Annotated in this window: 21 protein-coding genes; 9 read left to right on the top strand and 12 right to left on the bottom strand. The window is 72.6% G+C overall.

The window, feature by feature from the left end; translation table 11 throughout:
* The first annotated feature begins 1 nt into the window (after position 1).
* Positions 2 to 769 (top strand): aminoglycoside 3'-phosphotransferase, encoded by a 768-nt coding sequence (locus EDF63_RS01020; protein WP_123310417.1) that lies wholly within the window; start codon positions 2 to 4, stop codon positions 767 to 769.
* A gap of 30 nt (positions 770 to 799) precedes the next feature.
* Here the strand turns inward: EDF63_RS01020 and EDF63_RS01015 are convergent, their stop codons facing one another.
* The 4 genes from EDF63_RS01015 to EDF63_RS01000 form a co-directional block, all read right to left on the bottom strand.
* Positions 800 to 1459, bottom strand: a complete 660-nt coding sequence (locus EDF63_RS01015; RefSeq protein ID WP_148061686.1) for a hypothetical protein — start codon at positions 1457 to 1459, stop codon at positions 800 to 802.
* Between the two features lie 17 nt (positions 1460 to 1476).
* On the bottom strand, positions 1477 to 3300 hold the full coding sequence (locus EDF63_RS01010) for an alpha/beta hydrolase (protein WP_123310413.1): 1824 nt from the start codon (positions 3298 to 3300) through the stop codon (positions 1477 to 1479).
* A gap of 141 nt (positions 3301 to 3441) precedes the next feature.
* Positions 3442 to 4791, bottom strand: a complete 1350-nt coding sequence (locus EDF63_RS01005) for a M23 family metallopeptidase (RefSeq protein ID WP_148061685.1) — start codon at positions 4789 to 4791, stop codon at positions 3442 to 3444.
* A 64-nt stretch (positions 4792 to 4855) separates the two neighbouring features.
* A complete protein-coding gene (locus tag EDF63_RS01000) occupies positions 4856 to 6523 on the bottom strand; it encodes a hypothetical protein (RefSeq protein ID WP_148061684.1) in 1668 nt (555 codons plus the stop codon).
* Between the two features lie 86 nt (positions 6524 to 6609).
* Between EDF63_RS01000 and pyrE the strand changes: the two genes are divergently transcribed.
* Positions 6610 to 7161, top strand: coding sequence for an orotate phosphoribosyltransferase (gene pyrE, locus EDF63_RS00995; RefSeq protein WP_071404348.1), 552 nt, complete (start codon positions 6610 to 6612; stop codon positions 7159 to 7161).
* The gene (locus EDF63_RS00990; protein ID WP_123310407.1) at positions 7158 to 9428 is read left to right on the top strand and encodes a septum formation family protein; all 2271 of its coding nucleotides are present in this window, start codon (positions 7158 to 7160) and stop codon (positions 9426 to 9428) included. The genes pyrE and EDF63_RS00990 overlap by 4 nt, the downstream gene beginning before the upstream one ends.
* Before the next feature lie 167 nt (positions 9429 to 9595).
* On the opposite strand, the gene EDF63_RS00985 is transcribed toward EDF63_RS00990, so the two are convergent.
* Positions 9596 to 10549, bottom strand: a complete 954-nt coding sequence (locus EDF63_RS00985; RefSeq protein ID WP_123310406.1) for an aldo/keto reductase — start codon at positions 10547 to 10549, stop codon at positions 9596 to 9598.
* Positions 10550 to 10659: 110 nt separating this feature from the next.
* On the opposite strand from EDF63_RS00985, the gene EDF63_RS00980 reads away from it, so the two are divergent.
* Positions 10660 to 11304, top strand: a complete 645-nt coding sequence (locus tag EDF63_RS00980) for a HEAT repeat domain-containing protein (protein WP_123310404.1) — start codon at positions 10660 to 10662, stop codon at positions 11302 to 11304.
* Positions 11305 to 11580: 276 nt separating this feature from the next.
* Here the strand turns inward: EDF63_RS00980 and EDF63_RS00975 are convergent, their stop codons facing one another.
* Positions 11581 to 12270: a metal-dependent transcriptional regulator gene (locus EDF63_RS00975; RefSeq protein ID WP_123293578.1), complete on the bottom strand. Its 690-nt coding sequence runs from the start codon at positions 12268 to 12270 to the stop codon at positions 11581 to 11583.
* Positions 12271 to 12307: 37 nt separating this feature from the next.
* On the opposite strand from EDF63_RS00975, the gene EDF63_RS00970 reads away from it, so the two are divergent.
* Entirely contained in the window at positions 12308 to 13186 is an 879-nt protein-coding gene (locus tag EDF63_RS00970; RefSeq protein WP_185021232.1) for a CPBP family intramembrane glutamic endopeptidase, read from the top strand.
* Positions 13187 to 13237: 51 nt separating this feature from the next.
* On the opposite strand, the gene EDF63_RS00965 is transcribed toward EDF63_RS00970, so the two are convergent.
* Both EDF63_RS00965 and EDF63_RS00960 read right to left on the bottom strand, forming a co-directional pair.
* Positions 13238 to 14047 (bottom strand): methyltransferase domain-containing protein, encoded by an 810-nt coding sequence (locus EDF63_RS00965; RefSeq protein WP_123310399.1) that lies wholly within the window; start codon positions 14045 to 14047, stop codon positions 13238 to 13240.
* Positions 14048 to 14049: 2 nt separating this feature from the next.
* Positions 14050 to 14847: an HAD-IIA family hydrolase gene (locus EDF63_RS00960; RefSeq protein ID WP_123310397.1), complete on the bottom strand. Its 798-nt coding sequence runs from the start codon at positions 14845 to 14847 to the stop codon at positions 14050 to 14052.
* A 177-nt stretch (positions 14848 to 15024) separates the two neighbouring features.
* Between EDF63_RS00960 and EDF63_RS00955 the strand changes: the two genes are divergently transcribed.
* Complete coding sequence (locus EDF63_RS00955) at positions 15025 to 15711, top strand: TetR/AcrR family transcriptional regulator (protein WP_185021231.1); 687 nt, start codon at positions 15025 to 15027, stop codon at positions 15709 to 15711.
* A gap of 98 nt (positions 15712 to 15809) precedes the next feature.
* Complete coding sequence (locus tag EDF63_RS00950; RefSeq protein WP_123310393.1) at positions 15810 to 16454, top strand: TrmH family RNA methyltransferase; 645 nt, start codon at positions 15810 to 15812, stop codon at positions 16452 to 16454.
* Between the two features lie 109 nt (positions 16455 to 16563).
* Here the strand turns inward: EDF63_RS00950 and EDF63_RS00945 are convergent, their stop codons facing one another.
* Complete coding sequence (locus EDF63_RS00945; RefSeq protein WP_123310391.1) at positions 16564 to 17571, bottom strand: LacI family DNA-binding transcriptional regulator; 1008 nt, start codon at positions 17569 to 17571, stop codon at positions 16564 to 16566.
* Between the two features lie 271 nt (positions 17572 to 17842).
* Between EDF63_RS00945 and EDF63_RS00940 the strand changes: the two genes are divergently transcribed.
* Both EDF63_RS00940 and EDF63_RS00935 read left to right on the top strand, forming a co-directional pair.
* On the top strand, positions 17843 to 18739 hold the full coding sequence (locus tag EDF63_RS00940) for a hypothetical protein (RefSeq protein ID WP_148061683.1): 897 nt from the start codon (positions 17843 to 17845) through the stop codon (positions 18737 to 18739).
* A gap of 10 nt (positions 18740 to 18749) precedes the next feature.
* Positions 18750 to 19553: an NAD(P)-dependent oxidoreductase gene (locus EDF63_RS00935; RefSeq protein ID WP_123310387.1), complete on the top strand. Its 804-nt coding sequence runs from the start codon at positions 18750 to 18752 to the stop codon at positions 19551 to 19553.
* 89 nt (positions 19554 to 19642) lie between these two features.
* Here the strand turns inward: EDF63_RS00935 and EDF63_RS00930 are convergent, their stop codons facing one another.
* From EDF63_RS00930 to EDF63_RS00920, 3 genes are read right to left on the bottom strand one after another with little or no spacing between them, the layout of a single operon-like run.
* Positions 19643 to 21877 carry a YhgE/Pip domain-containing protein gene (locus EDF63_RS00930; protein ID WP_123310385.1) on the bottom strand — a complete coding sequence of 745 codons (2235 nt, stop codon included), beginning with the start codon at positions 21875 to 21877 and terminating at the stop codon, positions 19643 to 19645.
* Positions 21874 to 22608 (bottom strand): hypothetical protein, encoded by a 735-nt coding sequence (locus EDF63_RS00925; RefSeq protein WP_123310383.1) that lies wholly within the window; start codon positions 22606 to 22608, stop codon positions 21874 to 21876. The genes EDF63_RS00930 and EDF63_RS00925 overlap by 4 nt, the downstream gene beginning before the upstream one ends.
* Positions 22605 to 23258: a TetR/AcrR family transcriptional regulator gene (locus tag EDF63_RS00920; RefSeq protein WP_123312147.1), complete on the bottom strand. Its 654-nt coding sequence runs from the start codon at positions 23256 to 23258 to the stop codon at positions 22605 to 22607. Before EDF63_RS00920 ends, EDF63_RS00925 begins: the two co-directional genes overlap by 4 nt.
* Positions 23259 to 23295 lie beyond the last annotated feature (37 nt).

Genomic DNA, 23295 nt, shown 5'->3' with positions numbered 1-23295 from the left:
CGTGGTGCGGTCGATCGGCGGGCTGCCGGGGCCGGACGCCGTCGTCCCCGTCCCACGCGTGGTCGCCGAGGCCGCCCGGGGCCGCGAGGTCGCCCTGGTCTGGCACAACGAGATCGGTGGCACGACCTTCCGGATCGGCCCCGACGAGCACGCCGACGAGTTCGTGAAGGTCCTGCCGAACGCCTACGGTCGGTGGATCGGCAACGAGGCCGCGCGACTCGAGTGGGCGGCGCGGTACGTGCGGGTGCCCGAGGTGCTCGACCACGGTGCGGACGACGACGGCGTCTGGCTGCACACCCGTGCCGTCCCCGGGTGGAGTGCCGTCGACCCGCGGTGGCACGACGAACCCCGGACCGCGGTGATCGCGGTGGGCGAGGGCCTCCGCGCGTTCCACGACGCCCTGCCGGTCGACGACTGCCCCTTCGCGTGGTCGACGGCGGCGCGGCTCGACTGTGCTCGTGCGGCGGGTGCCGACACGGAGCGCCTGGGCCCTGAGCCGCCGAGCGACCGCGTCGTGGTGTGCCACGGAGACCCGTGCACGCCCAACACGCTCATCGGCGCCGACGGCCGGTGGAGCGGGCACGTCGACCTGGACGCCACGGGTGTCGCGGACCGCTGGGCCGACCTGGCGGTGGCGACGATGGCGCTGGGGTGGAACTACGGGCCCGGGTGGGAGCCGCTGTTCCACGAGGCGTACGGGGTGCCCGAGGATCCGGAGCGGACGGCGTGGTACCGGGCGTTGTGGAACGTCGATGTCGATGACGTCTGAGTGACCCGGGGGCGTGCTGTGTCGGCGTGGTCAGATCTTGGGCTTGTTGACGATGGGGTCGTCCCACTCCGGGAAATCTGGGTACACACCCGGGCGGGACCGGTCGGGAAACGTGACGGTCGAGCGTCCGTAGATGGCATCCGAAAGCGCATTGCCGTCGTTGGTCCAGAACAGTTCGCTGTAGACCTCGAGGGTGTAGCGGCCGTTCTCTTGAGCGGTGTAGATGAGTTGCCAGCCATCGCCGGTGTACCCCCGGAGCTCGTGGTCGCCGGTGATGTCGCGTTGCTCGATGGTCCACCCCTGATCGGTGAAGTAGTCGAGCATCGGTTGCAGGTCGCGCTGCTCGCCTGCGGCGACGGGGGGTGACCAGAGTCGTCCGCTGCGCATGTAGTAGCTGTTCTTCGTGTCCGCGCCCGGCAGCGGGGCGACGCCGTCCCCTCCGATCAGCGGCAGGTCGTCGCCGCCGCCCCACTCCCACTCGCCGTCGTGGACCTGGAGCTGGGCATCCTTGAGGAGCCGTTGCATGTGTTCGTAGTGGTCCCCGAAGGCGTCGAACTCTTGGTGGAGCGACATCTCCGCGACGTCGTCCTGTGTCAGGCCGGCTGCGTCGGTGGGCATCTGGTCTCCTCCTGCTGCGCACCCTGACAACAGCCCGAGGGTCAGGGCTGCCGTCGCGATGGTGCGGAGCATCGATTGCATGGTGTTCATCATGGCTTCCCGGTGGCGATGATCTTCGCGATCGACCGCTGTGAAGTCGCATCGGGGGACAAGTAGCCGACACCGCCGGCTTCCGGGTACATCTCGTGGCCGGTGACGGCCTTGGTGCCCCGGGCGGCTTCCGCGCTGAACGTGTCGACGTCGGGTAGATCGCGGGGATCGGTGCGCCCGATCCGGCCGAGGATCGCGGTGTGGTCGTTGGCGCCTTCGGTGGCGTAGACCCGATCGACGTTGAGGTGCTCCGGTCTCGTGGTGTCGGTGAACCCGACCGAGCCGTAGGTGATGAACGAGTCGACTCGGTGCCGGGTCTGCGCGAGTGCCTCGGCCGCGGTGGTGGAGCCGTACGAGTGCCCGAGGACCGTGACGGACCGCGGTGCTGTGCCGCGGCTGTCGTGGATGCCGTCGAGGAAGGATGCGAGGTTCGCCCCGCCCGCGTGCGCGCGGTCCTGCCGCGGAACCTCGATGACACCCGGGGCGCGGTACCCGAGCCAGGACACGACCGCGAAGGAGTCTTCCGCGGATCCTCTCTGCCCAGCCGCGAAGAGGAGCTCGTTGGCGGCGCGGACCTTCTCACCCATGCTGTTGAGCGTGGTCATCGCACCCGGCACGTTGACGGTCACGTTCGACGCGGTGTCCAGATCGCCGAGGACGACTGCGGCGACGAGCGCTCCATTCGAGACGCCGAACCCGACCAGCTGTGCGACCGCTGCCGAGGGCGCCTTCAGGCGACCCGCGAGCTGATCAGCGCGGTTGAGCCCGTCCCGGAGCGCGATCACCTGTTCCGTGAACTCCTCGAGGCTGACCGCCCCGTACGTGTACGCCAACCCCATCAGCCGGTACAGCCGCTCCGGATCCCGCACGGCCGCGGAGAGGACCGCACGGGACGCGATGTCGCGCTGCGCGGCGGGAACCCCGTCGAGCCCCGCGAACTGCAGCTGCGTGGTGAGCGGCAGCGCGCGGACGTCGGCGTCGGTGAAGCCGAGCGCTGCCCAGATCGCTGCGACCTCGGCCGGGGTCAGGGACGGGTCGAGCAGCCGCTGCAGTCCGTGTGGGAGCGTCGAGGCAGCGGCAGCGTCGAGCGCGGTGTCCGCCAGGGAACCCCCACCGGCGGCACGGAAGGCGTCCGCGATCCGCTCGATCCACGAGGCGTCCTCGGCGTTCTCGGCGAGGTAGTCGCCGAACCCGCCCGGCAGCGTCGCGCCGTCGACCGGGACCCAGCTGCACCGGCTCGTGAACGCGGTCCAGGCGTTGCGCACCCGGACCATGTCCTGTTCCGTCGAGGCGTCCTGTGCGCGGGCGGTCGCGCTGAACTGCCGCAGCCTGGTCGGGTCGGCACTGCTGCGTCCGCCGGAGCGACCACTGCCGGTGCGCTGGCGTGTCCGGGCGCTGAAGGTCGCGGAGACCGGTGACGGGCGCTTCGGTGTGCTGGACGGCTTCGGGTCGAAGACCGCGCTGCTCCAGTCGAGCACGGGTTGCATCGGCACGCCACCGGCGATGCGCACGAGTTCACGGTCGGCTTCGCGTCGCTGCCACGCGGCCAGGTCCGCCGATCGCTGCCGTTCCTCGTCCGCCTGCCGTTGCACGATGCGGAGCTGATCGGCCAAGCGCTCGAGCTCCTTCGCCAGCCGGACGCGGTCGGCGGACTCCGTCACGCGAGCCGTCTCGAACAGTCGCGCGTACGCACCGTCGAAGTCGAGCAGTGCGGCCTCGGCGGTGCTCCGACGCGGTCCGGCGCTGGCCCGCAGCGTCAGGGCCACCTCGACCGCGCAGCCGACCAACCGCGACGCCGCTGCGTCGTCGAACTCGATCCCCATCGTTCCCCACCATCCAACTGGCCGTTGTGGGAAACGTAGCATTTCAGCGGTGCAGTGTGAAATTGTCCGGAGTGCGCTATGGAGAAACAGCGGACCGCCGCCCGCGGGGAGCGGACGGCGGTCGGTGTGCGATCGGGCAGGCTAGAAGGCGACGCCCCGCGCGGACATGAACGGCACTGGGTCGGTCGTGGCACCGTTGATGTGCACCTCGATGTGGCTGTGGCACCCGGTGGACTGGCCGGTCGAGCCGACGAGCGCGATGAGCTGCCCCGCGGAGACCTGCTGTCCGGTGCTGACCCGGAACCCGCCGTTGACGATGTGACCGTAGGCCGTCTGCACGCCGTTGCCGTGGTTGATGCGCACGTAGTTGCCGTACCCGCCGTACCAGCCGACGTAGTCGACGGTGCCGGCCGACGCGGCGACGATCGGCGTCGAGCAACCGCTGGCCAGGTCGGTGCCGTCGTGCTTGATGACGGTGCCGTAGATCGGGTGCACGCGGTAGCCGTACGGACTGATGACGTAGCCGCTGGCCGGGCGGACCCAGCCCTGACCGCCGCCCGAGCCGGCGGAGCCGCCGCTGCCCGAGCCGCTGCTGCCGGAGCCGCCACCGCCGCCGGACGATCCGCCACCGGCGTTCGCCGCCGCTGCCGCTGCGGCCGCCAGCTCCCGGGCGGCACGCGCCTCGGCCTCGCGCGCAGCCTTCGCCTCGGCCGCCTTGCGGACCCGCTCACCCTTGGCGAACTCGGCTTCGGTCCGGACGCGGCCGGTGGTCAGGGTGGCCAGCTGCGCGTCGAGCCGGGCCTTGTTCGACTGCTGTTCGTCGTAGGCGGTCTGCACGGCGTCGGAGGCGGCCTGCGCTTCCTGCATGCGGGCCTCGGCCTTCGCGGCGAGCCGCTCGAGCTCCGCTGCGGCGCGGTCGGCCTGGGCCTCGAGCGAACGGGTGACGCCGGCGTCGACGGCTGCGGCGGCCTGGACACGCTCGGCCTGTTCCGACAGCTTGCTCAGTGCACCGAGGTCGTAGAGCAGGTCGCGCGCATCGTCGCCCTTGGTCAGCACCGAGGTCGTGACGTCGGCGCCGCCGGAGCGGGCCATCTGCGCGGCGAACTGGCCGGCCTGCGCGGCGCTCTGCTCGGCGACCTTCGCGTGCTCGTCGGCCTTCGCGCGGAGCTTCTGCTCTTCTTCGGCAGCGTCCTGCGCATCGGACTGGGCGTCGAAGAACACCTGCCCGAGCTCCTTCGCCTTCGCCTGGGCGGCCTCGACCTTGGCGTCGAGCTCGCTGATGATGCCCTTGATCTCGGTGATCTGCCCCTGCTTCGCGGATTCCTTGCCGCGGGCGTTCTTGACCTCGTCCCACGTGGGGTAGGTGACCGCCTGGGCAGTGGGTGCATCGACGACGACCGTGCCGACGAGGCCCGCGAGTGCCAGTCCGGTGACGGCGAGGCGGAGGCGCACGGAGGCACGAGGGGTGCGGTGGCTGGTGGGGCGAGACATCGAGCACGAGCCTATACATCCGTACAGAGAAGATCTGACGGCGACGCGCCGCTGTGGACAACTCCTAGAACCCGCGTTCCTGCCGGATCTCGTCGGCGCTGCCGACCACGTCGCGTCGGAGCACCTCGGCGCCGGCGGTCCCCGCGTAGTCGTAGACGTCGAACCCCGTGCAGTGCGTGATCGTCGCGGGGGCACCGAGCGAGTCCTCGACCGCGGTGGTCCACAGGTCGTGCGACCCGACCACCACGAACGTCGGGTCGGCATCGCGGTACGCGCCGAGGTCGACCAGCCACGGGTACGTGTCGAAGGTGTCGCGGACCTGCAGCAGCTGCACGTTCCGGGCGGAGTACGTCGCGAGGGGCCGCACGGTCCAGAACTGGCCGACCCCGGTGACCGCCCGTCCGTCCGCCCAGCGGTCGAGGCAGGACGACGGCGTGTACCGGGCGGTGGCGACGCCGTGCGCGGTGCTCGGTGCGGTGGCGACGCCGGCGGCGAGGACGGCGACGGCGGCGATCGCGACGGTGGCCCGGACGCCGCGGAACGGCCGGTGCACGCGGGTCCGGCGGACCGCGGTGCGGGTGAGCTCGGCCACCGCGACGAGGGCCAGCAGCGGTGCGGTGACGACGGGCTCGAGGTACCGCGGGGTCTCCGACCCGACGACGACGACGCCGATCGACGCCGCGACGACGGTCACGAGGGGCAGGGCGGTGGCGACGAGCACGGTGCGCGCGGTCCGGACCCGCCAGGCCCAGACCGTGCCGCCGACGGTGACGAGCACCCCGACGAACATCAGGAGCAGTCCGGCGTCGCCCGCGGCCGTGCCGGCGCGCTCGTCGGTCAGGGCCGCGAAGAACTGCAGGGTGTCCACCGCGCGTGACGGCCGCACGTACGTGGACGGGTCGAGCGACACGAAGGGCTGCAGGGGGATCCGCACCAGGTACCCGACCACCGCCCCGACCGTCACGGTGCCGGACAGCAGCAGGGCGGGGCGCCACGGCACCCGGCGCACCGCCGCCAGCAGCACGAGCGTGACGACCACGGGCGCGGCGGACCACGGCACGTACAGCGGGTTCGACGCGGTCGTGCACACCGCGACCAGGCCGAGCACCACGAGCACGACGACCGATGCCCGCCCGACTCGGACGGCACGGAGCACGAGCACCGCGGTGCCGAGCATCGCCAGCACGACGCCGTAGTAGTAGGTCGTGGTCAGCAGCAGGGACGCCAGCTCGAGCGACGTCGCGGTGGCCGACGACTCCGTCAGCACGAGCAGGGTCACGAACGCCACAGCGGCCGCCGACACCGTGATGCGGGCCGCTCGCCCGGCCGACGGCATGAGTTCGTTCGCGGCCGCCCGCACCAGCGCGTACACGGCCAGCAGGACGAGCACCCCGTTCAGCGCCAGCGCCTGCTGCGGGGTACCCGTGACGAGGGCGCAGAGCAGGTAGACGGGCAGCTCGGGGAAGAAGAACAGCGCCGGGGACATCGCCCACTCGAACGGCTGCCCGAGCTGCATCGACCGGTGCACCAGGGGCAGCAGCACCGAGTCGCCGTCGTACCAGAGCAAGGCGACCCGCTCCGTCGCGACGACGTGGCGGAGGGCCACGACGGACAGGGCCAGCGCGACCAGCGCGCCCAGGGCCTCCCGTCCGATCGCCCCGGCCACGCCGCCGGACCGACGGCCGCCGGATGGAGCCGGCGCCACGGCGGCGCGACGCGGGGCTCGGGGCATGACCCGGAGCGTACCGAGGGCTGCTCGGGACGACCCCACAGACCGGGGGAGCGCGCTGCGAGCCCGACCGGCTACCCTTGTGCGCTGTGACCGACGCGCGCGAACAGTTGATCCAGTACATCTCCTCCGAAGCGGTGTTCCACGGCGACTTCACCCTGACCAGCGGGAAGAAGGCGACGTACTACATCGACCTGCGGAAGGTCAGCCTGGACCACCGGGTCGCGCCGCTGATCGGACAGGTCATGACCGAGCTCGTGCAGCAGGTGCCCGACGTCTCGGCCGTCGGCGGCCTCACCATGGGCGCCGACCCCATCGCCAGCGCCGTGCTGCACCAGGCTGCCGCACAGGGCCTCACCTACGACGCCTTCGTCGTCCGCAAGGAGCCGAAGGACCACGGCCGCGGCAAGCAGGTCGAAGGGCCTGACCTCAAGGGCAAGCGCGTCGTCGTGCTCGAGGACACCTCCACGACGGGCGGATCGCCGCTCAAGGCAGCCGAGGCGCTCGAGCGCGAAGGTGCGATCATCGCCGCCGTCGCGGTCGTCGTCGACCGCGACACCGGCGCCAAGGAGACCATCGAGGCAGCCGGGTACCCCTACTTCGCGGCCATCGGGTTGGCTGATCTGGGGCTGACCGCGTGAGCGGGGAGCGTCCGGACGACGCGCGCGACCCCGAGGACACGGCCGGCCCCGCAGCAGCGGCTGACGGTGCCGACGGGGTCGACGGCCAGGAGGCCCGGCGCGCGTCCGACCCGGACGCTCCGTTCCACGGTCTCCGCAGTGCCGCGGACATCTTCGGCGCCCCGCGGGGCGAGGAGGACTGGCCCTCGCGCCGGGAACGCCGCGAGGCCGAGCGGACCGCACGGGAGACCGGCGCACCGTTGCCCGAGCCGTTCGAGGCGGCGGCCCCGGAGTCCGAGGCGCCTGAGCTGGTCGAACCGCCCGCACCTGCAGCTCCTGCAGCTCCCGCAGCTCCGGCCGCTCCGGTGCTGGACGACGGCGCGACACAGGCCATCTCGATGCCCGAGCAGCTGTCGGCGCCGTCCGAGAGCCCCGACGCCGCCGCCGAGCACGAGCGCTCCACCCTGCACGACCGCATCCCGCCGGCCGCCGTCGTGCCGCCGAACCCGACCGCACCGCACCCCTCGTCGATCGTGCTGCCCACCGCGCAGACCCACCGTGACGAGCGCGCTGCGGCGTCGAAGGCCATCGAGGACGAGCGTCGCCGCGTCGACCCGTTCGGCGAGGGCCGTGCCGACGTCGACTGGCTCGGCCGTGCGACCGGCTCCGGCGCACCCGTCCCGCCCACCGGGCCCGTCGCGCACCAGCCGCTCGGCGTCGAGAACGTGCTGCCCCCGACCGAGGAGCCGCCGAGCTTCACCGACCTGCTGCGGCTCTCGGGCGACGGCCCCACCCCAGCGCAGGGCGCCGGGCCGGACCGACCGTTCGACTGGGCCATCCGCGACGACGAGACCGGCGAGGTCCCGACGACCCTGACCGGCGACTCGTTCGACACGACGGCACTCGGCGGCGGCGGCTCGTGGTCGCTGGCGGACGAGACCGACGCCGAGGACGAGGTCGTCTCCGGCGAGGTCGACACCCCGGCCGACGGCGTCCCCCGGGCGCCGCGGACGTTCCCGGTGCCGCCGGCCGTCCCGACAGCTGCTGCGGTGCCGCCGGCTGCTGCCGTGCCGGCTCCCGCTGTGCCGACCGCGGATGGCGCTGCCGGGCGGCCGGCGACTCCCGCGGAGCCGACCGAGGCCCTGGACACGACCCGCTCGGCCGCCGAGGGTGACGGGGCGGACGCTGCCACGGGCCTCCCGGACGCCGCGACCACCGCGCTGCCGGTCGCCGGCACGCCCTGGTGGTCCGAACCGGACGCGACCGTGCCGCCGACCGCTGCGCCGCCCCTGGTCGAGCCCGCTGCGTCGCCCGCGTACCCGGCACACCTGCCACCGGCCGTCGGGCAGGACCTGGACGCCGTGCTCGGTCTGCGCCGGGACGACACCGGTGCGCAGTCCGCGGCGTTGCCGGCCGCTGCGCCGGACGACCTGGACCAGTCCGAGTGGGACGGCCGCGAGACCAGCGACACGAGTGCGATCAAGGACCTGTTCGGCACCGAGGCCGTCGGGCAGCTCGGTGGCACGGGCTACGACCCGGAGGACACCGGGACGCGCATGATGCCGGCGGCCGCGGTGCCGTCAGCTGCTGTTCCGTCTTCCACGACCGCCGCCGCGCCGACCGGGGAACGCGACAACTTCATCAACCAGGGTGCGGCGCGCCTCCGGAGCGAGGGCAAGCGCGGCAAGCAGCTGCTCGTCTACGGCTCGATCGCCCTCATCGTCGTGCTCATCGTCCTGGTGTTCCTGCTGTCGAAGTGGATCCTCGGCAACAACATCTCCGACCAGGAGATCGCGCCGACGAAGTCCCCGGCGGCAGCGTCGTCGGCTCCGGCGACTCCTTCGGCTGCGGCGTCCGCCGCCCCCTCGGACGAGGCCGCTGCTCCGGCTGCCACGCTCCAATTCGCCACCACGCCCGCACTGCCGGGTGAACACGCCTGGACCGACCTGGCCGGCGGGGAGTGCCTGTCGCCGTTCACGAACGCCTGGGCGCAGACCTTCACGGTCGTCGACTGCACGACGCCGCACATCGGACAGCTCACCGCTCGGCTGACGGTGGACGGGGACGCGTACCCGGGGGCCGAGGCCCTCGCGACGCAGGCCGCCGACCGGTGCCAGTCGGACGCGGCGCTGAACGCCTCGGCGGCTGCGGCCGTCGGGGACGTGCAGGTGCAGGGGTCCTACGCGCCGGACCAGGCGACGTGGGACCAGGGCGACCGGTTCATCTCGTGCTTCGTGACGCGGTCGTCGGGGCAGGAGCTCACGGCGTCGTTGGCGCCGGGGGCGTAGGCGGCGGAGGGGCTGCTGCGGGTATCGACGTGGAATGACACCGTCGACGTCGTACGACATCGATCTCGTCGCTGGTTGCGCGCCGGTGATGCCCGCGTGTGCAACGAACGACATCCCCGACGTCGTGCGACGTCGAGGATGTCGTTCGGGGTCGGGCGGTCGACGGGTCAGGCGGTCGCGGGGACCTTCGCCGACACGTCGGACAGGGTCTGCAGCTCGTCGGCGCTGAGCTCGAGCTCGGCCGAGGCCAGCAGTGCCGGCAGCTGCTCGGTGTTCCGGGCGCTGGCGATCGGCGCGACGACGTCCGGCTGTGCCTGCAGCCACGCCAGGGCGACGGTCGCGAGCTCGGTGTCGCGGGCCTCGGCGATGGTGGACAGGGCGTCGACCACGGCGAGTCCCTCGTCGTTGAAGTAGCCCGACACCTGGCCCTCACGGTCCTTGCCGGCGAAGTCCTCCTTCGAGCGGTACTTGCCGGTCAGGAACCCGGCGGCGAGTGCGAAGTACGGCACGACGCCGAGGCGGTGCGCGTGGGCGAGCGGCGCGATCTCGGACTCGTAGGGCTCGCGGGTGACCAGGTTGTAGTGCGGCTGGATCGCCACCGGCTGCGCGAGGCCGTTCTCAGTCGCGATGCGGATCCACTCCTCGGCGCGGTCCTTCGAGTAGTTCGAGATCGCCGTGTAGCGGACGATGCCGTCCTTGACGAGCTGGTCGAAGGCGCGGACGGTCTCCTCGAGCGGGGTCGACTGGTCGTCGAAGTGCGCGTAGTACAGGTCGATGCGGTCGGTACCCAGGCGCTGCAGGCTGGCACGGGCGGCAGCGGCGACGTTGGCCGCGCCGAGGCCCTGGAACTGCGGGTGCTGCGAGCCCTTCGTGGCGATGACGACGTCGTCCCGCTTGCCCGAGGCCGCGAGCCACGAACCGATGACCCGCTCGGACTCGCCGCCCTCGTTGCCGGGAGCCCACGCGGAGTACACGTCAGCGGTGTCGATGAAGTCGCCGCCCGCCGCGGTGTAGGCGTCGAGGACCTGGTGGGAGGTCGACTCGTCCGCCGTCCACCCGAAGACGTTGCCGCCGAGGGCGAGGGGGAACACGTGGAGGTCACTGGTACCGATGCGGGGCATACGGGGTCCTTTCGTGGTCGGGCGAGCGGTCCTCCGTGTGAACCGCTCCGCTGCCGACGCTATGCCCCGACGCTTGACACGGCCCCGGTGGCTGCGGGTTGCATGGAGCCATGACCGTGCTCACCGATGCCCTCGCCGACCCCCGATCCTCGGTCCGCCTGCAGGCCGTGATGGCCGCCGGGACGACCCCGGACGCGGGCGACCTCGACGTGCTCGTCGACCAGTGCGCCGTCGAACCGGACTTCTTCGTCCGCGACATGCTCACGTGGGCGCTCACCCGACACCCGTCCGACGACGTCGTTGCGCGCGTGCTCCCCGAGCTCGCCCGTCCCGAAGCGCAGGCCCGCAGCCAGGCGCTGCACACGCTGTCGAAGGTCGGCGACCCAGCGGCATGGCCGTCGGTGCGCCCGTTGCTCGCGGACCACGACGACGAGGTGCTCCGGGCCGCCTGGCGGACCGCCGTCGCACTCGTGCCCGACGACGAGCGGGCCGAGCTCGCCCGGACGCTCGCGGTGCAGCTCGGGGTCGGTCCACGAGAACGACGGCTCAGCCTGTCGCGGGCACTGGTCGGGCTGGGTGAGGAGACGGTGGCGCCGGTGCTCGCGGCGGCTGCGGACCGCGGCTCCGGTGCCGTGCGGGACCACGTCGCCGACACCGAGCGGCTGTTGCACGACCCGGACGCTGCGTCAGCGCTCGCCCTCGAGCGGGCTCGGCGCGAGGTGGCGCTCGGCCGCACCCGATCCGCCAAGGGGTGAGAGCGGCCGTGGACGTCCCCGGCTGACGGACGGGAGGCCCGTGGCGGACACGGCCACGGGCCTCCCGGTCGTCACGGGGCGGGCCGGTCGCTGCGGGGCGGGCCGGTCTCGGCCACGGGGCTCGCTCGAGGTTCCACAACACGCCGCGTGCGCGACGCCGAGGTTCCACGGACGGCCCCTGGGCGCGTCGAGGTTCCGAGATTTCGGAACCTCACCGGACGGGGGGCGGCAGGCGGGCGGGCACGCCAGGCGAACGGGCGGGCACGCCCGCGTCCGTCAGTCGGCGTCGGGGGCCAGCCAGATCGCGGTCGCGGCGGCGGCCGGCAGGTCGACGAGCGCCTCGGCACCGTCCGCCCCGCGCCGCGACACTGCGATGACCCCGGCGTAGTCCCGCACCCGCTCGACCCGCAGGTGGGTGCCGAGGCCGACCCCGAGCTCGTCGAAGTACCGCAGCAACGAGGGGTCGTCGTCCGACACCCGGTCGACGGTCCCGCACGCACCGGGCTCGATCGCACCGAGCAGTGTGCCGAGCGTGGCGGGCACGGTGCCGTCCGCTGCGGGGATCGGGTCGCCGTGCGGGTCGTGCGTCGGGTGCCCCAGGTCGGCGTCGACCCGGTCGAGGAACCGCTCCGACACCGCGTGCTCGAGCGCCTCGGCCTCGGTGTGGACCTCGTCCCACGTGTAGCCGAGACGTGACACCAGGAACGACTCGATCAGCCGGTGCCGCCGGACCATCGCCACCGCGACCTGCTGCCCGAGCGGGGTGAGCACGACGCCGTAGTACGGGGTGTGCTCGATGAGGCCGTCGCGGTCGAGCTTCTTCAGGTTGCCGGACACCGTCGAGGCCGAGACCTTCAGCGTCGCCGCGATGTCCCGCGTGGCCAGTCCGGCGCCGCCACGCTCCCCGGCCTTCCAGATGAGCTTGACGTAGTCCTCGGCCATGGTCGACAACGAGGGCAGGCGCATACCGCCAATCGTACGGCTGCACTGGTACAACCGGGACGTGCACCAACCCCGACGTCGCCGCTGGCCGGTCCCGCCCTCGCTGCTCATCGGCCTCGCGCCGCTCGTGGTCTTCGCGGCGATCAGCGCGTGGCGGTCGCGGCCGAGCGACGACTACCCGTCCCTCGGCCAGACGGTCGACAGCGTCGTCCGTGCGCTGGTGATCCCCGAGGGCATCGCCGCCGTCGCGCTCGCCGTGGTCGTCACCGGCCTCGGCTGGTGGCGGATCGCGACCGTCGACCGCACCCGGACGCCACTGCGGTGGTCCGCGCTGGCCCCGGCCCTGGTGCTCGTGGTGTGCCTGGTGCGGCTGCCCCTGATCGACTGGACGGCGCTGCCGGCGCACTACTTCCTGCTGCTCACCGTCGGGGTGCTGTTCGTCGGGGTGTTCGAGGAGCTGATGGCCCGGGGCATGCTCCTGGTCGGGCTGCGTCGCCGGGTGCCCGAGTTCGGGGTCTGGGCGCTGTCGTGCGTGCTGTTCGGGCTGCTGCACCTGCTCAACGCGCTCGCCGGAGCCGGGATCGGGCCGACACTGATCCAGGTCGTGTTCGCGGCGTCGTTCGGCTCCACGCTGTACGTCGCCCGACGGGTCACCGGTTCGTTGCTCGTCCCGGTGCTGCTGCACGCGTTCTGGGACTTCGGGTCGATCGGGTACTCCGCGACCGCCGATCCGTCGGACACCGGTCGCGTGGTCGTGCTCGGTCTGATCGGACTGTTCTCGTTCGCCGTGTTGGGCTTCGGGATCGTCGCGGGCGGCATGGTCGCGTGGCGCGACGACCGTCCGCGTCGCCTGGCGAAGCGGTGGCGTTCCGTCCCGCCGATGGCGGCCTTCGCCCTGGAGGCCCGTGGCGACCTGGCAGCGCCGGCCGCGGCCCGGTAGTCGCCCGGCTCCAGGGCCCGGCGCGCTTCCGTGCCCGGCGGGAGCCGTCCGTCAGGGCTTGCGGCCGACGGCGAAGACCCGGCGGAACGGGTACACGGTGCCGTGGGCGCTCGCCGGGTACGCCTCGCGCAGCGCCGCCCGGTAGCGGTCGACGTACTCCGCCGTCAACGCACCGGAGGGGTCGGCGGCGTCGAGGGCAGCCAGAGCCGGTCGCAACCCGGTGCCGCGCACCCAGTCGAGCACGGGGTCCTCGCCCGGCAGCAGCTGCGCGTAGGTGGTCTCCCAGGCGCGGGCGACGAACCCGGCGTCGAGCATGATGCCGAGGTAGCCGGCGGGATCGAGCACCGGGTCTGACCGCAGCACACCGTCGAGCGCCGGGGCCCACGGCCCGGAGGCCCCGATCGACCGCATCAGCGCGTGCGACGGGGACCCGAAGTTGCCCGGGACCTGCATCGCGAACCACGACCCGGACGGCATCGCGTCGAGCCACCGCGGCAGCAGCGCCACGTGCGACGGGACCCACTGCAGCGCCGCGTTCGTCACGACGACGTCGTCGGTCGGCCCGGGCGTCCAGTCCTCGATCGCCCCGAGCTCGAACGACAGGTTCGGCAGGTCCGCCAGGGCGGGGTCGGTCCCAGCCGACGCGAGCATCTCCGCCGAGCTGTCGATCCCGACCACCCGCGACGAACGCCACCGCGCTGCCAACGTGGCGGTGAGGGCCCCGGGACCGCAGCCCAGGTCGACGACGCGACGCGGGGCCTCCCGAGTGTCCGCCGACCACGCGACCTGCGCGACCAGGTCGTGGAAGGGGCGTCCGCGGTCGTCTGCGAACGCGGCGTACCGCGACGGGTCCCAGCGCACCGCTACAGCTCGACCTCGAACGGGGCGGTACGGACGAGTTCGTGCACGCCGGAGATGACCTCGCTCGGACGGAACGGGTAGCGGTCGATCTCGGCCTGGTCGCTGATGCCCGTCATCACGAGGACGGTGTGCAGCCCGGCCTCGATGCCGGCCTGCACGTCGGTGTCCATCCGGTCGCCGATCATGCCGGTGTTCTCGGAGTGCGCGCCGATGCGGTTCATCGCCGAGCGGAACATCATCGGGTTCGGCTTCCCGACCACGTACGGCTGCTTGCCGGTGGCCTTCTCGATCATCGCGGCGATCGCACCCGTCGCGGGCAGGACGCCCTCGGCGCTCGGGCCGGTGGCGTCGGGGTTGGTGACGATGAAGCGGGCGCCGTCGCGGATCAGGCGGACGGCCTTGGTGATCGCCTCGAACGAGTAGTTGCGCGTCTCGCCGACGACGACGTAGTCGGGGGCGGTCTCGGTCATGATGAACCCGGCCTCGTGCAGGGCGGTGGTCATGCCGGCCTCGCCGATGACGAACGCCGAGCCACCCGGCATCTGCGACTTGCAGAAGTCGGCCGTGGCGAGGGCGCTCGTCCAGATGCGCTCCTCGGGGACGTGGATGCCGGACCAGCGGAGCCGCGCGCTGAGGTCGCGCGGCGTGAAGATCGAGTTGTTGGTCAGGACGAGGAACTCGGTGCCCTCGTCGAGCCACTGCTGGATGAGCTCGGGGGCACCGGGGAGCGCCTGGTTCTCGTGGACGAGCACGCCGTCCATGTCGGTCAGCCAGCACTCGACGTCGTCGCGGGTCGCCATGGCCTCACCCTACTGCGCACCCGTGACGGCCCGGCTCGGTGTCGGCTCGGAGAAGGCCGGGAGGCACGGATCGGCTCTTGCGCGTCGGCTCCGGACCCGAGAAGGTCGAGTCACCGAATGCCACTCGGCTTTGCCCTAGGCTTTTCGGGACACGTACCGAATCAAGGAGAACCCGCCGTGCTCGTCGAACCCGGATCCCCGACCGCCACGCCCCGCCCCACCGCGGTGCCGGACCTGGTCGAGGAGGCGCCGCGACGACGCCGGGGCCGGCCCAACGTCCTGAGCCGCGAGCAGGTGATCGACGCCGCGACGGCGATCGCGAACGAGGACGGTCTGGACCGGTTGTCCTTCCGGGCGCTCGGGGTGCGGCTCGGCGTCGCGCCGATGACCGTGCACCGGACCATCGGCGGCCTCGACGACCTGCACGCCGAACTCGTGCGCCGCACGGTCGACGAGTTCACCGCCACCTTCGTCTGGCCCGACGAGTGGCACGCGGTCGTCCGGGTGTTCGCCAGGACCTTCCGCGACCTGATGCGCACCCACCCCCTGGTGCTCGAGTCGCACAGTCGGCGCGGAGCCCTGGTGTCCACCGAGTCCGACGCCGTCGTGGCGAAGGTCGTCGGGGCGCTGTGCGACGCCGGGCTGCCCGAGGTCGAGGCGATGTACACGTTCTTCGTCGTGTACGACTTCGTGGTCGGGCACACCTCGGTGCAGATCGGGCGCGGCGACGACGACACCGGGCGGCCGGAGCGGCACACGCTCGTCGGGCAGATCCTGGGGGAGCACTCGTACGACGCACGCTTCGACCTGGGGCTCGACGTGCTCATCGCGGGCATCGAGTCCCGCGTCGCCCGGACCGCCTGATCCGTGGCTCCGGAACCAGGTTCCGGACATGGAACCGCGCAGATCCGCGGTGCTGTGTCCGGAACCTGGTTCCCCGCGCCCGGCCGTACGCTGGTGCGGTGACCACTGCGCCCGAACCGTCGCACGAACTGACGACGAACGGCGTCGGCCCGCACCCGGAACCCTGGCCGGACGATCCGCGCCTCGACCCGGAGCTGCTGGCGGCGGGGGACTCCCGCAACGTGCTCGACCACTTCCGGTACTGGTCGATGGACGCCATCGTCGCCGAGCTCGACACCCGCCGGCACGCCTTCGACGTCGCGATCGAGAACTGGCAGCACGACCTGAACATCGGGTCGATCGTGCGGAGCGCCAACGCCTTCCTGGCCGGCACGGTCCACATCATCGGGCGGCGGCGCTGGAACAAGCGTGGGGCGATGGTGACCGACCGGTACCAGCACGTCCGCTACCACCCGGACGTCGAGGCGTTCCTCGCCGCGATGGCCGACGAGCAACGCCCGGTGATCGCGATCGACAACACCCCCGGTGCCGAGCGCATCGAGACCGCGGCGATCCCGGAGCGGTGCGTGTTCCTGTTCGGTCAGGAGGGCCCGGGGCTCACCGACGAAGCGGTGGCCGGTGCCGCCGGACACCTGGAGATCACGCAGTTCGGGTCGACGCGGAGCATCAACGCCTCGGCGGCGGCCGCGATCGTCATGCACTCGTGGATCGTGCAGCACGCCGCGTTGCCGGACGCTTCCTGAGCAGGAATGGTCGGGTACGGGCCCTGGACCCGACCATTCCTGCTCACGACGCGGGCGTGGCGGGCGTGGGGCGGGCCTCCCGGTCGGGGTGTCGGCGGGATCCGGAGCGTCAGCGCGGGGCGGTCGTGCGGCGCGCGACGAGGCGGGGTTCGACGAGCGACTCGGTGGCCGCGAGGCCCGGGTCCGCGATGCGCGCGAGCAGGCGTTCGCCGGCGCCGCGGCCGATCTCGACGCTGCGGTCGTCGATGCTCGTCAGGCCGACGTAGCGCGTCGCGGCGACGGGAGTGTCGTCGTAGCCGATGACGGAGACGTCCTCGGGCACGCGGAGTCCGCGCTCGGCGAGTTCGGACAGCGCTCCGAGGGCCATCACGTCGTTGGCGGCGAACACCGCGGTGACGTCCGGGTGCTCGTCGAGCAGTGCGCCGAGGGCGCGGGACCCGGCCTCTTCCGTGGGCTCGCCGGGCAGGACCGCGACGGCGACGGTCACCGGTCCGGCTGCTGCGCGCGTTGCGGCTGCCGCGCCCTCGAAGCCCGCGCGGCGCTCCTGCGACGCCGCCGAACCCGCACCGAGGAACCCGAGCCGCGTGTGCCCCAGGTCGAGCAGGTGGGCGGCAGCCATCCCGCCACCGGCACGGTCGTCGTTCGCGACGGTGTCCGCGCGGGGGATCGACACGCGCCCGCCCGCGATCACGACCGGCATCGACGCGGGGATCGCGAGGTCGGTGGTCGGCTCGCCGGCGATGACGATGCCCTCGACGCGCATGGACAGGAAGCCCTCGACCGGCGAGGCGTCGAGCCCCGTGTTCAGGAACCGGTCCGCGACGACGAGACGGTGGCCCTGGTCCTGCAGCGCCTCGCGCAGGCCCGTGAGCAGGTCGACGAACCACTGGTTCCGGAAGTCGTCGAGGACCACGCCGATGGTGCGGCTGCGGGTGCCGGCGAGCGACACCGCCGCGGTGGAAGGACGGTAGTCGAGCTCCTGGATGGCCGTCAGCACAGCGGCCCGGCGCTGGTCGCTCACCCGAGGGGAACGCTGCAGGACCAAGGAGACGAGGGACTTGGAGACCCCGGCGCGTGCGGCGACGTCGTAGATGGTCGCGGGCTTGCCGTCTCCCATGATGCGCTTCGACCTCCGTTGGCTCGTGCGTCGATCGTAGCGGGCGGCGTGGGGCGGGTGCGGTGGGTGCGGTGGGTGCGGTGCGCTGCGGTGCGGTGGGTGGCCGTTTCGCTTCGTGAGCAGAAATGGTCGGGTCCGTGGTGCGGACTCGACCGTTTCTGCTCACGATGTGCGTCTGGTCACTCCTCCACACGGGAGGCCCGGGGTGCGTTGTGCACGGAAGGTGCGTTCGCGCGTGTGGACCTTGCGCGGGGGCGCGAGCGTGGACGGCATGCGAGCACGCCCACTTCCACCCCGCCTCCGGTACCGGTCGTTCGACGTCAGGGCCGCCGACCGTGCGGGTGTCAGCCGGCAACGACTCCGACGGCGAGACCTGGTCCGGCCGACCCGATCGATCCGCTGGGCGCGGGGACACCCACCCGACGGCGTCGAACGGATCCGGGCGTTCCGGCCGATCCTGCTGCCCGGACAGTTCGTCAGCCACCTCTCGGCAGCCGTGCTGTGGGAGCTGCCGGTACCCGTCGGTAGCGCATGGCCGGTGCACATCACGAGTCTGATCCCCGCCGCCCAACCGCGTCGGACCGGAGTCGTCGGACACCGCATCACCGCCGACCGGGCTGCCGTCGCCGAGCGCTGGGGGATGCCCGTGAGCACTCCGGCGGGGATGTGGGTCGACTGCGGTGCGCTCCTGAGCGTCGACCAGCTCGTCGCACTGGGCGACGCGGTCGTCACGACCCGGCGGTGCGCCACGACGATCGACGACCTGCGCGGAGCGCTCGACCGGGCCGGGGCGCGCGCAGGCGTCCGGAAGCTGCGGGCGGCACTCGAGCTCGTGCGGGTCGGCGCGGGGTCGCCGCAGGAGACCCGGGCGCGACTGACGATCGTGCGTGCCGGATTGCCCGAGCCGGAGCTGCAGGTCGACGTCCTCGACGGGGCCGGGCGGTTCGTGGGGCGCGTCGACATGGCGTACCCAGAGCAGCGCATCGTGATCGAGTACGAGGGGGACCAGCACCGGACCGACGCCGAGCAGTGGGGTCGTGATCTGCGGCGCTACCGTGATCTCGATCGGCTCGACTGGGCGGTCGTGCGGTGGACGAAGTCGGACCTGGGCGTGCACGTGTCCGGCGCCGTCGACCACCTGAGGGAACTGCTCGTGCGCCGCGGGTAGCGTCCGCGGCATGGCGACGCTGCTCATCACCGGGGCCGCAGGACGCATCGGGGCGGCTCTCCGGCCCAGGCTCCTGGCGGCCGGACACGACCTCGTCCTGCTCGACGAACGGACGCCCGACGACCCGGTGTCCGCCGGGGAGCGGTTCGTCTCCGGCTCGGTGAACGACCCCGCTGCGTTGGACGACGCGCTCGCCGGGGTCGACACCGTGGTGCACCTGGCAGGTATCCCGACCGAGGCCGCGTGGGACGACCTGCTCGCGGCGAACCTGACCGGCACGAAGAACGTGCTCGAGCGGGCGGCGGCAGCCGGGGTGCTCCGGGTGGTGCAGGCGAGCTCGATCCACGCGGTCGGCCGGGTCCCCGAGCCGCTCGACGAGCCGGGCAGCGTGCCCGGCGATCGACTGCCGCGGCCGGACACCTACTACGGCGTGACGAAGGCCGGGATGGAACTGCTCGGCAGCCTGTTCGCCGACCGGCACGACATGTCGATCGTCTCGGCGCGCATCGGGGCCTTCGGGGAGCAGCCGTCGTCGTCGCGAGCGCTCCTGATGTGGAGCTCGCCCGACGACCTGGCGCGCCTGGTGCTCGCGACCGTCGACCTTCGCGAACCGGGGCACCACGTCGTGTGGGCGCTGTCGCGGAACACCGGCTCGCCCGCCGACCTGACCGCCGGGGAGCGCATCGGCTTCGTCCCACGCGACGACGCGTCCCACGCGCTCGACCCCGACGCTCGGGCGGACCTGCCGCCGGAGGACCTTCGCTTCCTCGGCGGCGAGATGGTGTCGTTGCCCCTCGGGCGCAGCACATCGTGAGCAGGAATGGTCGGGTGGCCTGACGCCACCCGACCATTTCTGCTCACCATGCGAACGCCCGGCGCCCCCGGCCCCGGCGCCCGCCCGCGCTACCCGATCAGGCTCGGACGCAGGTCGCGCAGCGTGCGGGAGCGGGTCTGCCGCGCCGTGACCACGAAGGACACCAGGAGCGCCCCGAGCAGCCAGCAGAGCAGCACGCCCGCGTCGGACCACGCGGCGCTGAGGTCCCCGCCGTACATCGTCTGCCGGATCGCGTCGACCGAGTACGTCATCGGCAGCGCGAAGTGCAGCGCCGCCAACGGCCCGGGCAGCGTCTGCCAGGGGAACGTGCCGCCGGCGGTGACGAGCTGGACGAGCATGAGCACCAGTCCGAGGAACTGCCCGACCGACCCGAGCAGCACGTTGAGCGCCATGATGATCGCCGCGAAGGTCGCCGACGCCAGCACCATGATGCCGATCGTGCCGCCGACGTGCACCACGTTCAGGTCGAGGGCGAACCGCACGATGAAGAACAGCGCCACCATCTGCACCAGGCCGAGCAGGGCCGGGGTCAGCCAGCCGCCGAACACCACGGCCAGGGGCTTCCGCACCGCGGTGATCGCCCGCTTCGAGATCGGCTTGAGGATGAGGAACAGCGCGTACATGCCGATCCAGGCCGCGAGCGAGATGAAGAACGGCGCGAGGCCGGCGCCGTAGTTCGACGCCGCGGCGACGTTGTCGTCGCCGACCTTGACCGGGTCGGAGATCACCGAGGCCTGCGACTCACGCTCGGAGGCGTTCGACGCCGGGATCTTCGTGCGGCCCTCGTCGAGCGACGACGCGAGCTTCGACGAGCCGGTCTTGAGCTCGTCCAGGCCCGATGCGAGCGACGAAGCACCCTTGTCGGCGGACGCTGCGCCCGTGGCGAGCGACGATGCGCCCGACGACAGGGTCGGAGCGGCCGAAGCCAGCGTCGACGTGCCGTCTGCGACCTTCGCAGCACCCGCGGAGAGCGTGGACGCGCCGGTCGCCGCCGACGCGATGCCCGAGGTCAACGTCGGTGCCGCGGCAGCCAGCTTCGACGTCCCGGCGGCGAGCGTGTCGGAGCCGTCCGAGAGCTGCTGGATGCCACTCGTCAGCGCCGGAGCCCGCTCGGCGAGCTGCGATGCGCCCGCGGACACCTGGGCGCTGCCCGTCTTGAGCTTCTGCAGGTTGCCGGACAGGTCGCCGGCACCGGCACCGAGCTTGGTGCTGCCGGCCTGCAGGTCGTCGAGCCCGGCGAGCAGCTGGGTCTTCTGTTCCGCGGTGAGCACCGTGGAAGCTTGGACGACGGGCTTCAGCGACGCGACGAGTTCCGGCGACTGCGCAGAGAGCTGCTGGACGCCCGCGATGAACGGTGCGGCCTCGTCGGCCAGCGTGGCGTTCCCGGTGGCGACCTGCGACGCACCACTGGACAGGCGCGCAGAGTCGGAGGGAAGCGAAGCCGTCTGGTCACGGAGCTGGTGCAGCCCGGTCTGCAGCTGCTGCGCCCCACTGTTCAACTGCTGCGTCTGCGACGGCAGCGCCGCCGTCTGCTGCTGCGCGCTGGCCAGCCCGGACGCCAGGGTCGACGCCCCCGACGCCACCTGCTGCGCTCCGCTGTCCAGCTGCTTCGTCTGCGACGGCAGGTCCGCCGTGCCGGACGCGAGCTCCGCCGCACCGGACGACAGCTTGCCGGTGCCGTCGGCGAGGGTGTGGGCGCCCGTGTCCGCCTTCGCGGTGCCGGACGCCAGCTGGTCGGCCCCGTCGACGGCGTCGCCGAGGCTGTCACGGACGTCGGCGAGCCCGACGAGCAGGGTCTTCGCCGCCTGCTTGCCGACGCGTTCGGCGACGGCCGTGCGCATGGTCTTGCCTGCTTGCTCCGCGATGGTCGACGCCAGGTACGAGTTCGTGTCGGCCGTGGTCATGACGAGCTTCGCCTGCGTCGGGTCGTCGGACTGCGCGGACACCAGGTGCTCGGAGAAGTCGTGCGGGATGGTCACGACGAAGTCGTACGTGCCGTTCCGCACGCCGGAGCGCGCGTCCGCAGCCCCGGTCTTCGTCCACTTGAAGTCGGCGCCGTCGATCGCTTCCTTCGTGACGTCGGTGCCGTAGTCGACGTGCTCGCCGTCGAGGGTTGCGCCGGCGTCGAGGTTCACGATCGCCGCGGGGATCTGGTCGAGCTTGGCGTACGGGTCGCGGTTCGCCCACAGGTAGGCGCCGCCGTAGAGCAGCGGCACGATCATCAGGGCGATGAACGCCAGTCGCGCGAGCGGGGTCGCGGTGAGGCGCGCCAGTTCGGCGCGGACGAGCGAGGTGGTGGTCATGGGGTTGCCTCCGTCGGGACGGTTGCGGATTCTGCGGTGACGGACGGGTCGGACGGGAGGCCCGGCTCGGTTCCGTCGGACAGGGCCGCGTCGTCGGGACCCTCGGGCTGGGACGCGTCGGTCGCGTCGATCGTGTCGAGCAGCGTCTCGACGGTCGTGGCTGCGGCCTTCGAGGTGACGAGCACGACGGTCGTACCGCGTCGTGCGACGTCGCGGAGGACCGCGAACCACTCCTCGACGGCACCGCCGTGCCGCTCGGGCGAGGTGACGACAACGCCGGTCACCCCGTCGCGGAGCAGGGCGAGCTCGACGAGCAGTCGGACGCGCACGGCCGTCGGCACCCGCTGGACCGGGGTGTCGGCGTAGTGCCGCAGGTCGAGCTCCTCGAGCACGGTGTCGACGTGGCCGCGCGAGGGACGCTGGGCGGCGAACGCCAGTTCCTCGCGCACGATCTGCTGCACGGTCATGACGGGGAAGGGCTCGGCGACGCCCGGGGTGTCGACGAGGGCGAAGGCGCGGCGCACGGCAGCGGCGTCCTCGTGCCCGTCGAGCAGGAGCCGCCCGGTGTCGGGCTGCATCCGGCCGCCGGCGACGAGCGAGGCGAGCACGGGGGCCTGCTCCGTCTCGACGGCGACGACCCCGGGGCGTCCGGGGGCGGCGACGGCGGAGACGACGGGCAGTGCCGCGCCGGGCTCCTCGCCGATGCCGACGTGGGCGAGTTCGAGCGTCATGCGGGGTCCTTCACAGCGGGAGCAGCGGGAGCAGCGGGTTCGGAGAGCAGTGCGGTGCGCCAGTCGATGCCGGCCATGCCGAGGGCCGACACCACCACCATGCGCCGTCCGGCCTCGTCCGGGGTGCCGGACCGGGTCGCCTCGTCGAGGACGGCGATGCACGCCCCTTCGACCAGGCGCCCCAGGGTGGCGGGGTCGACGTCGTCGCGCATGGTGCCCTCGGCGATCCCGAGCGCACACGCCTGGCGGACCTGGGCACGGAGCGGAGCGAACACCTCGGCGACGGGTTCGGCGAACGGGCTGCGCACGGCGACCCGGGCCATCGAGCGGACGTGCGAGACCTCGGTCCAGAGCGTGACCGCGATCGCGGCGAGCCGAGCGGCCGGCGGCAGCTCCTGCAGGTCCGAGGTGGTCGGCATGGACGCGGCGATCCGAGCCGCACCGGAGGTCACGACCTCGCGCACGAGGTCGTCGCGCGACGGGAAGTGTCCGTACACCGCACGGCGCGAGAGGCCGGCGGCCGCGGCGATCGTCTCGATGGAGGCGTCCGGATCGCGCTGCAGGCAGGTCCGTGCCGCGTCGAGGAGGGCTGCCCGGTTCTCGGTCGCGTCGCGGCGGGGTGCGCGTGCGGGATGGGGAGCAGTGGTCACGAACCCCATCGTAATAACGTGCACACGGGTGTGCAAC

It is taken from the genome of Curtobacterium sp. JUb34, from assembly GCF_003755065.1.
In the GTDB taxonomy this organism is placed as follows: domain Bacteria; phylum Actinomycetota; class Actinomycetes; order Actinomycetales; family Microbacteriaceae; genus Curtobacterium.
The sequence above is the reverse complement of the archived record's forward strand: the minus strand, read 5'-3'. Positions and strand labels throughout refer to the sequence as shown.

What these genes read in the sequence shown, in the direction of transcription:
- EDF63_RS01015 (WP_148061686.1), bottom strand. Translation starts at nt 1,459, where the DNA reads ATGCTCCGCACCATCGCGACGGCAGCCCTGACCCTCGGGCTGTTGTCA.
- EDF63_RS01010 (WP_123310413.1), bottom strand. Translation starts at nt 3,300, where the DNA reads ATGGGGATCGAGTTCGACGACGCAGCGGCGTCGCGGTTGGTCGGCTGC.
- EDF63_RS01005 (WP_148061685.1), bottom strand. Translation starts at nt 4,791, where the DNA reads ATGTCTCGCCCCACCAGCCACCGCACCCCTCGTGCCTCCGTGCGCCTC.
- EDF63_RS01000 (WP_148061684.1), bottom strand. Translation starts at nt 6,523, where the DNA reads ATGCCCCGAGCCCCGCGTCGCGCCGCCGTGGCGCCGGCTCCATCCGGC.
- EDF63_RS00985 (WP_123310406.1), bottom strand. Translation starts at nt 10,549, where the DNA reads ATGCCCCGCATCGGTACCAGTGACCTCCACGTGTTCCCCCTCGCCCTC.
- EDF63_RS00980 (WP_123310404.1), top strand. Translation starts at nt 10,660, where the DNA reads ATGACCGTGCTCACCGATGCCCTCGCCGACCCCCGATCCTCGGTCCGC.
- EDF63_RS00975 (WP_123293578.1), bottom strand. Translation starts at nt 12,270, where the DNA reads ATGCGCCTGCCCTCGTTGTCGACCATGGCCGAGGACTACGTCAAGCTC.
- EDF63_RS00960 (WP_123310397.1), bottom strand. Translation starts at nt 14,847, where the DNA reads ATGGCGACCCGCGACGACGTCGAGTGCTGGCTGACCGACATGGACGGC.
- EDF63_RS00945 (WP_123310391.1), bottom strand. Translation starts at nt 17,571, where the DNA reads ATGGGAGACGGCAAGCCCGCGACCATCTACGACGTCGCCGCACGCGCC.
- EDF63_RS00940 (WP_148061683.1), top strand. Translation starts at nt 17,843, where the DNA reads ATGCGAGCACGCCCACTTCCACCCCGCCTCCGGTACCGGTCGTTCGAC.
- EDF63_RS00935 (WP_123310387.1), top strand. Translation starts at nt 18,750, where the DNA reads ATGGCGACGCTGCTCATCACCGGGGCCGCAGGACGCATCGGGGCGGCT.
- EDF63_RS00930 (WP_123310385.1), bottom strand. Translation starts at nt 21,877, where the DNA reads ATGACCACCACCTCGCTCGTCCGCGCCGAACTGGCGCGCCTCACCGCG.
- EDF63_RS00925 (WP_123310383.1), bottom strand. Translation starts at nt 22,608, where the DNA reads ATGACGCTCGAACTCGCCCACGTCGGCATCGGCGAGGAGCCCGGCGCG.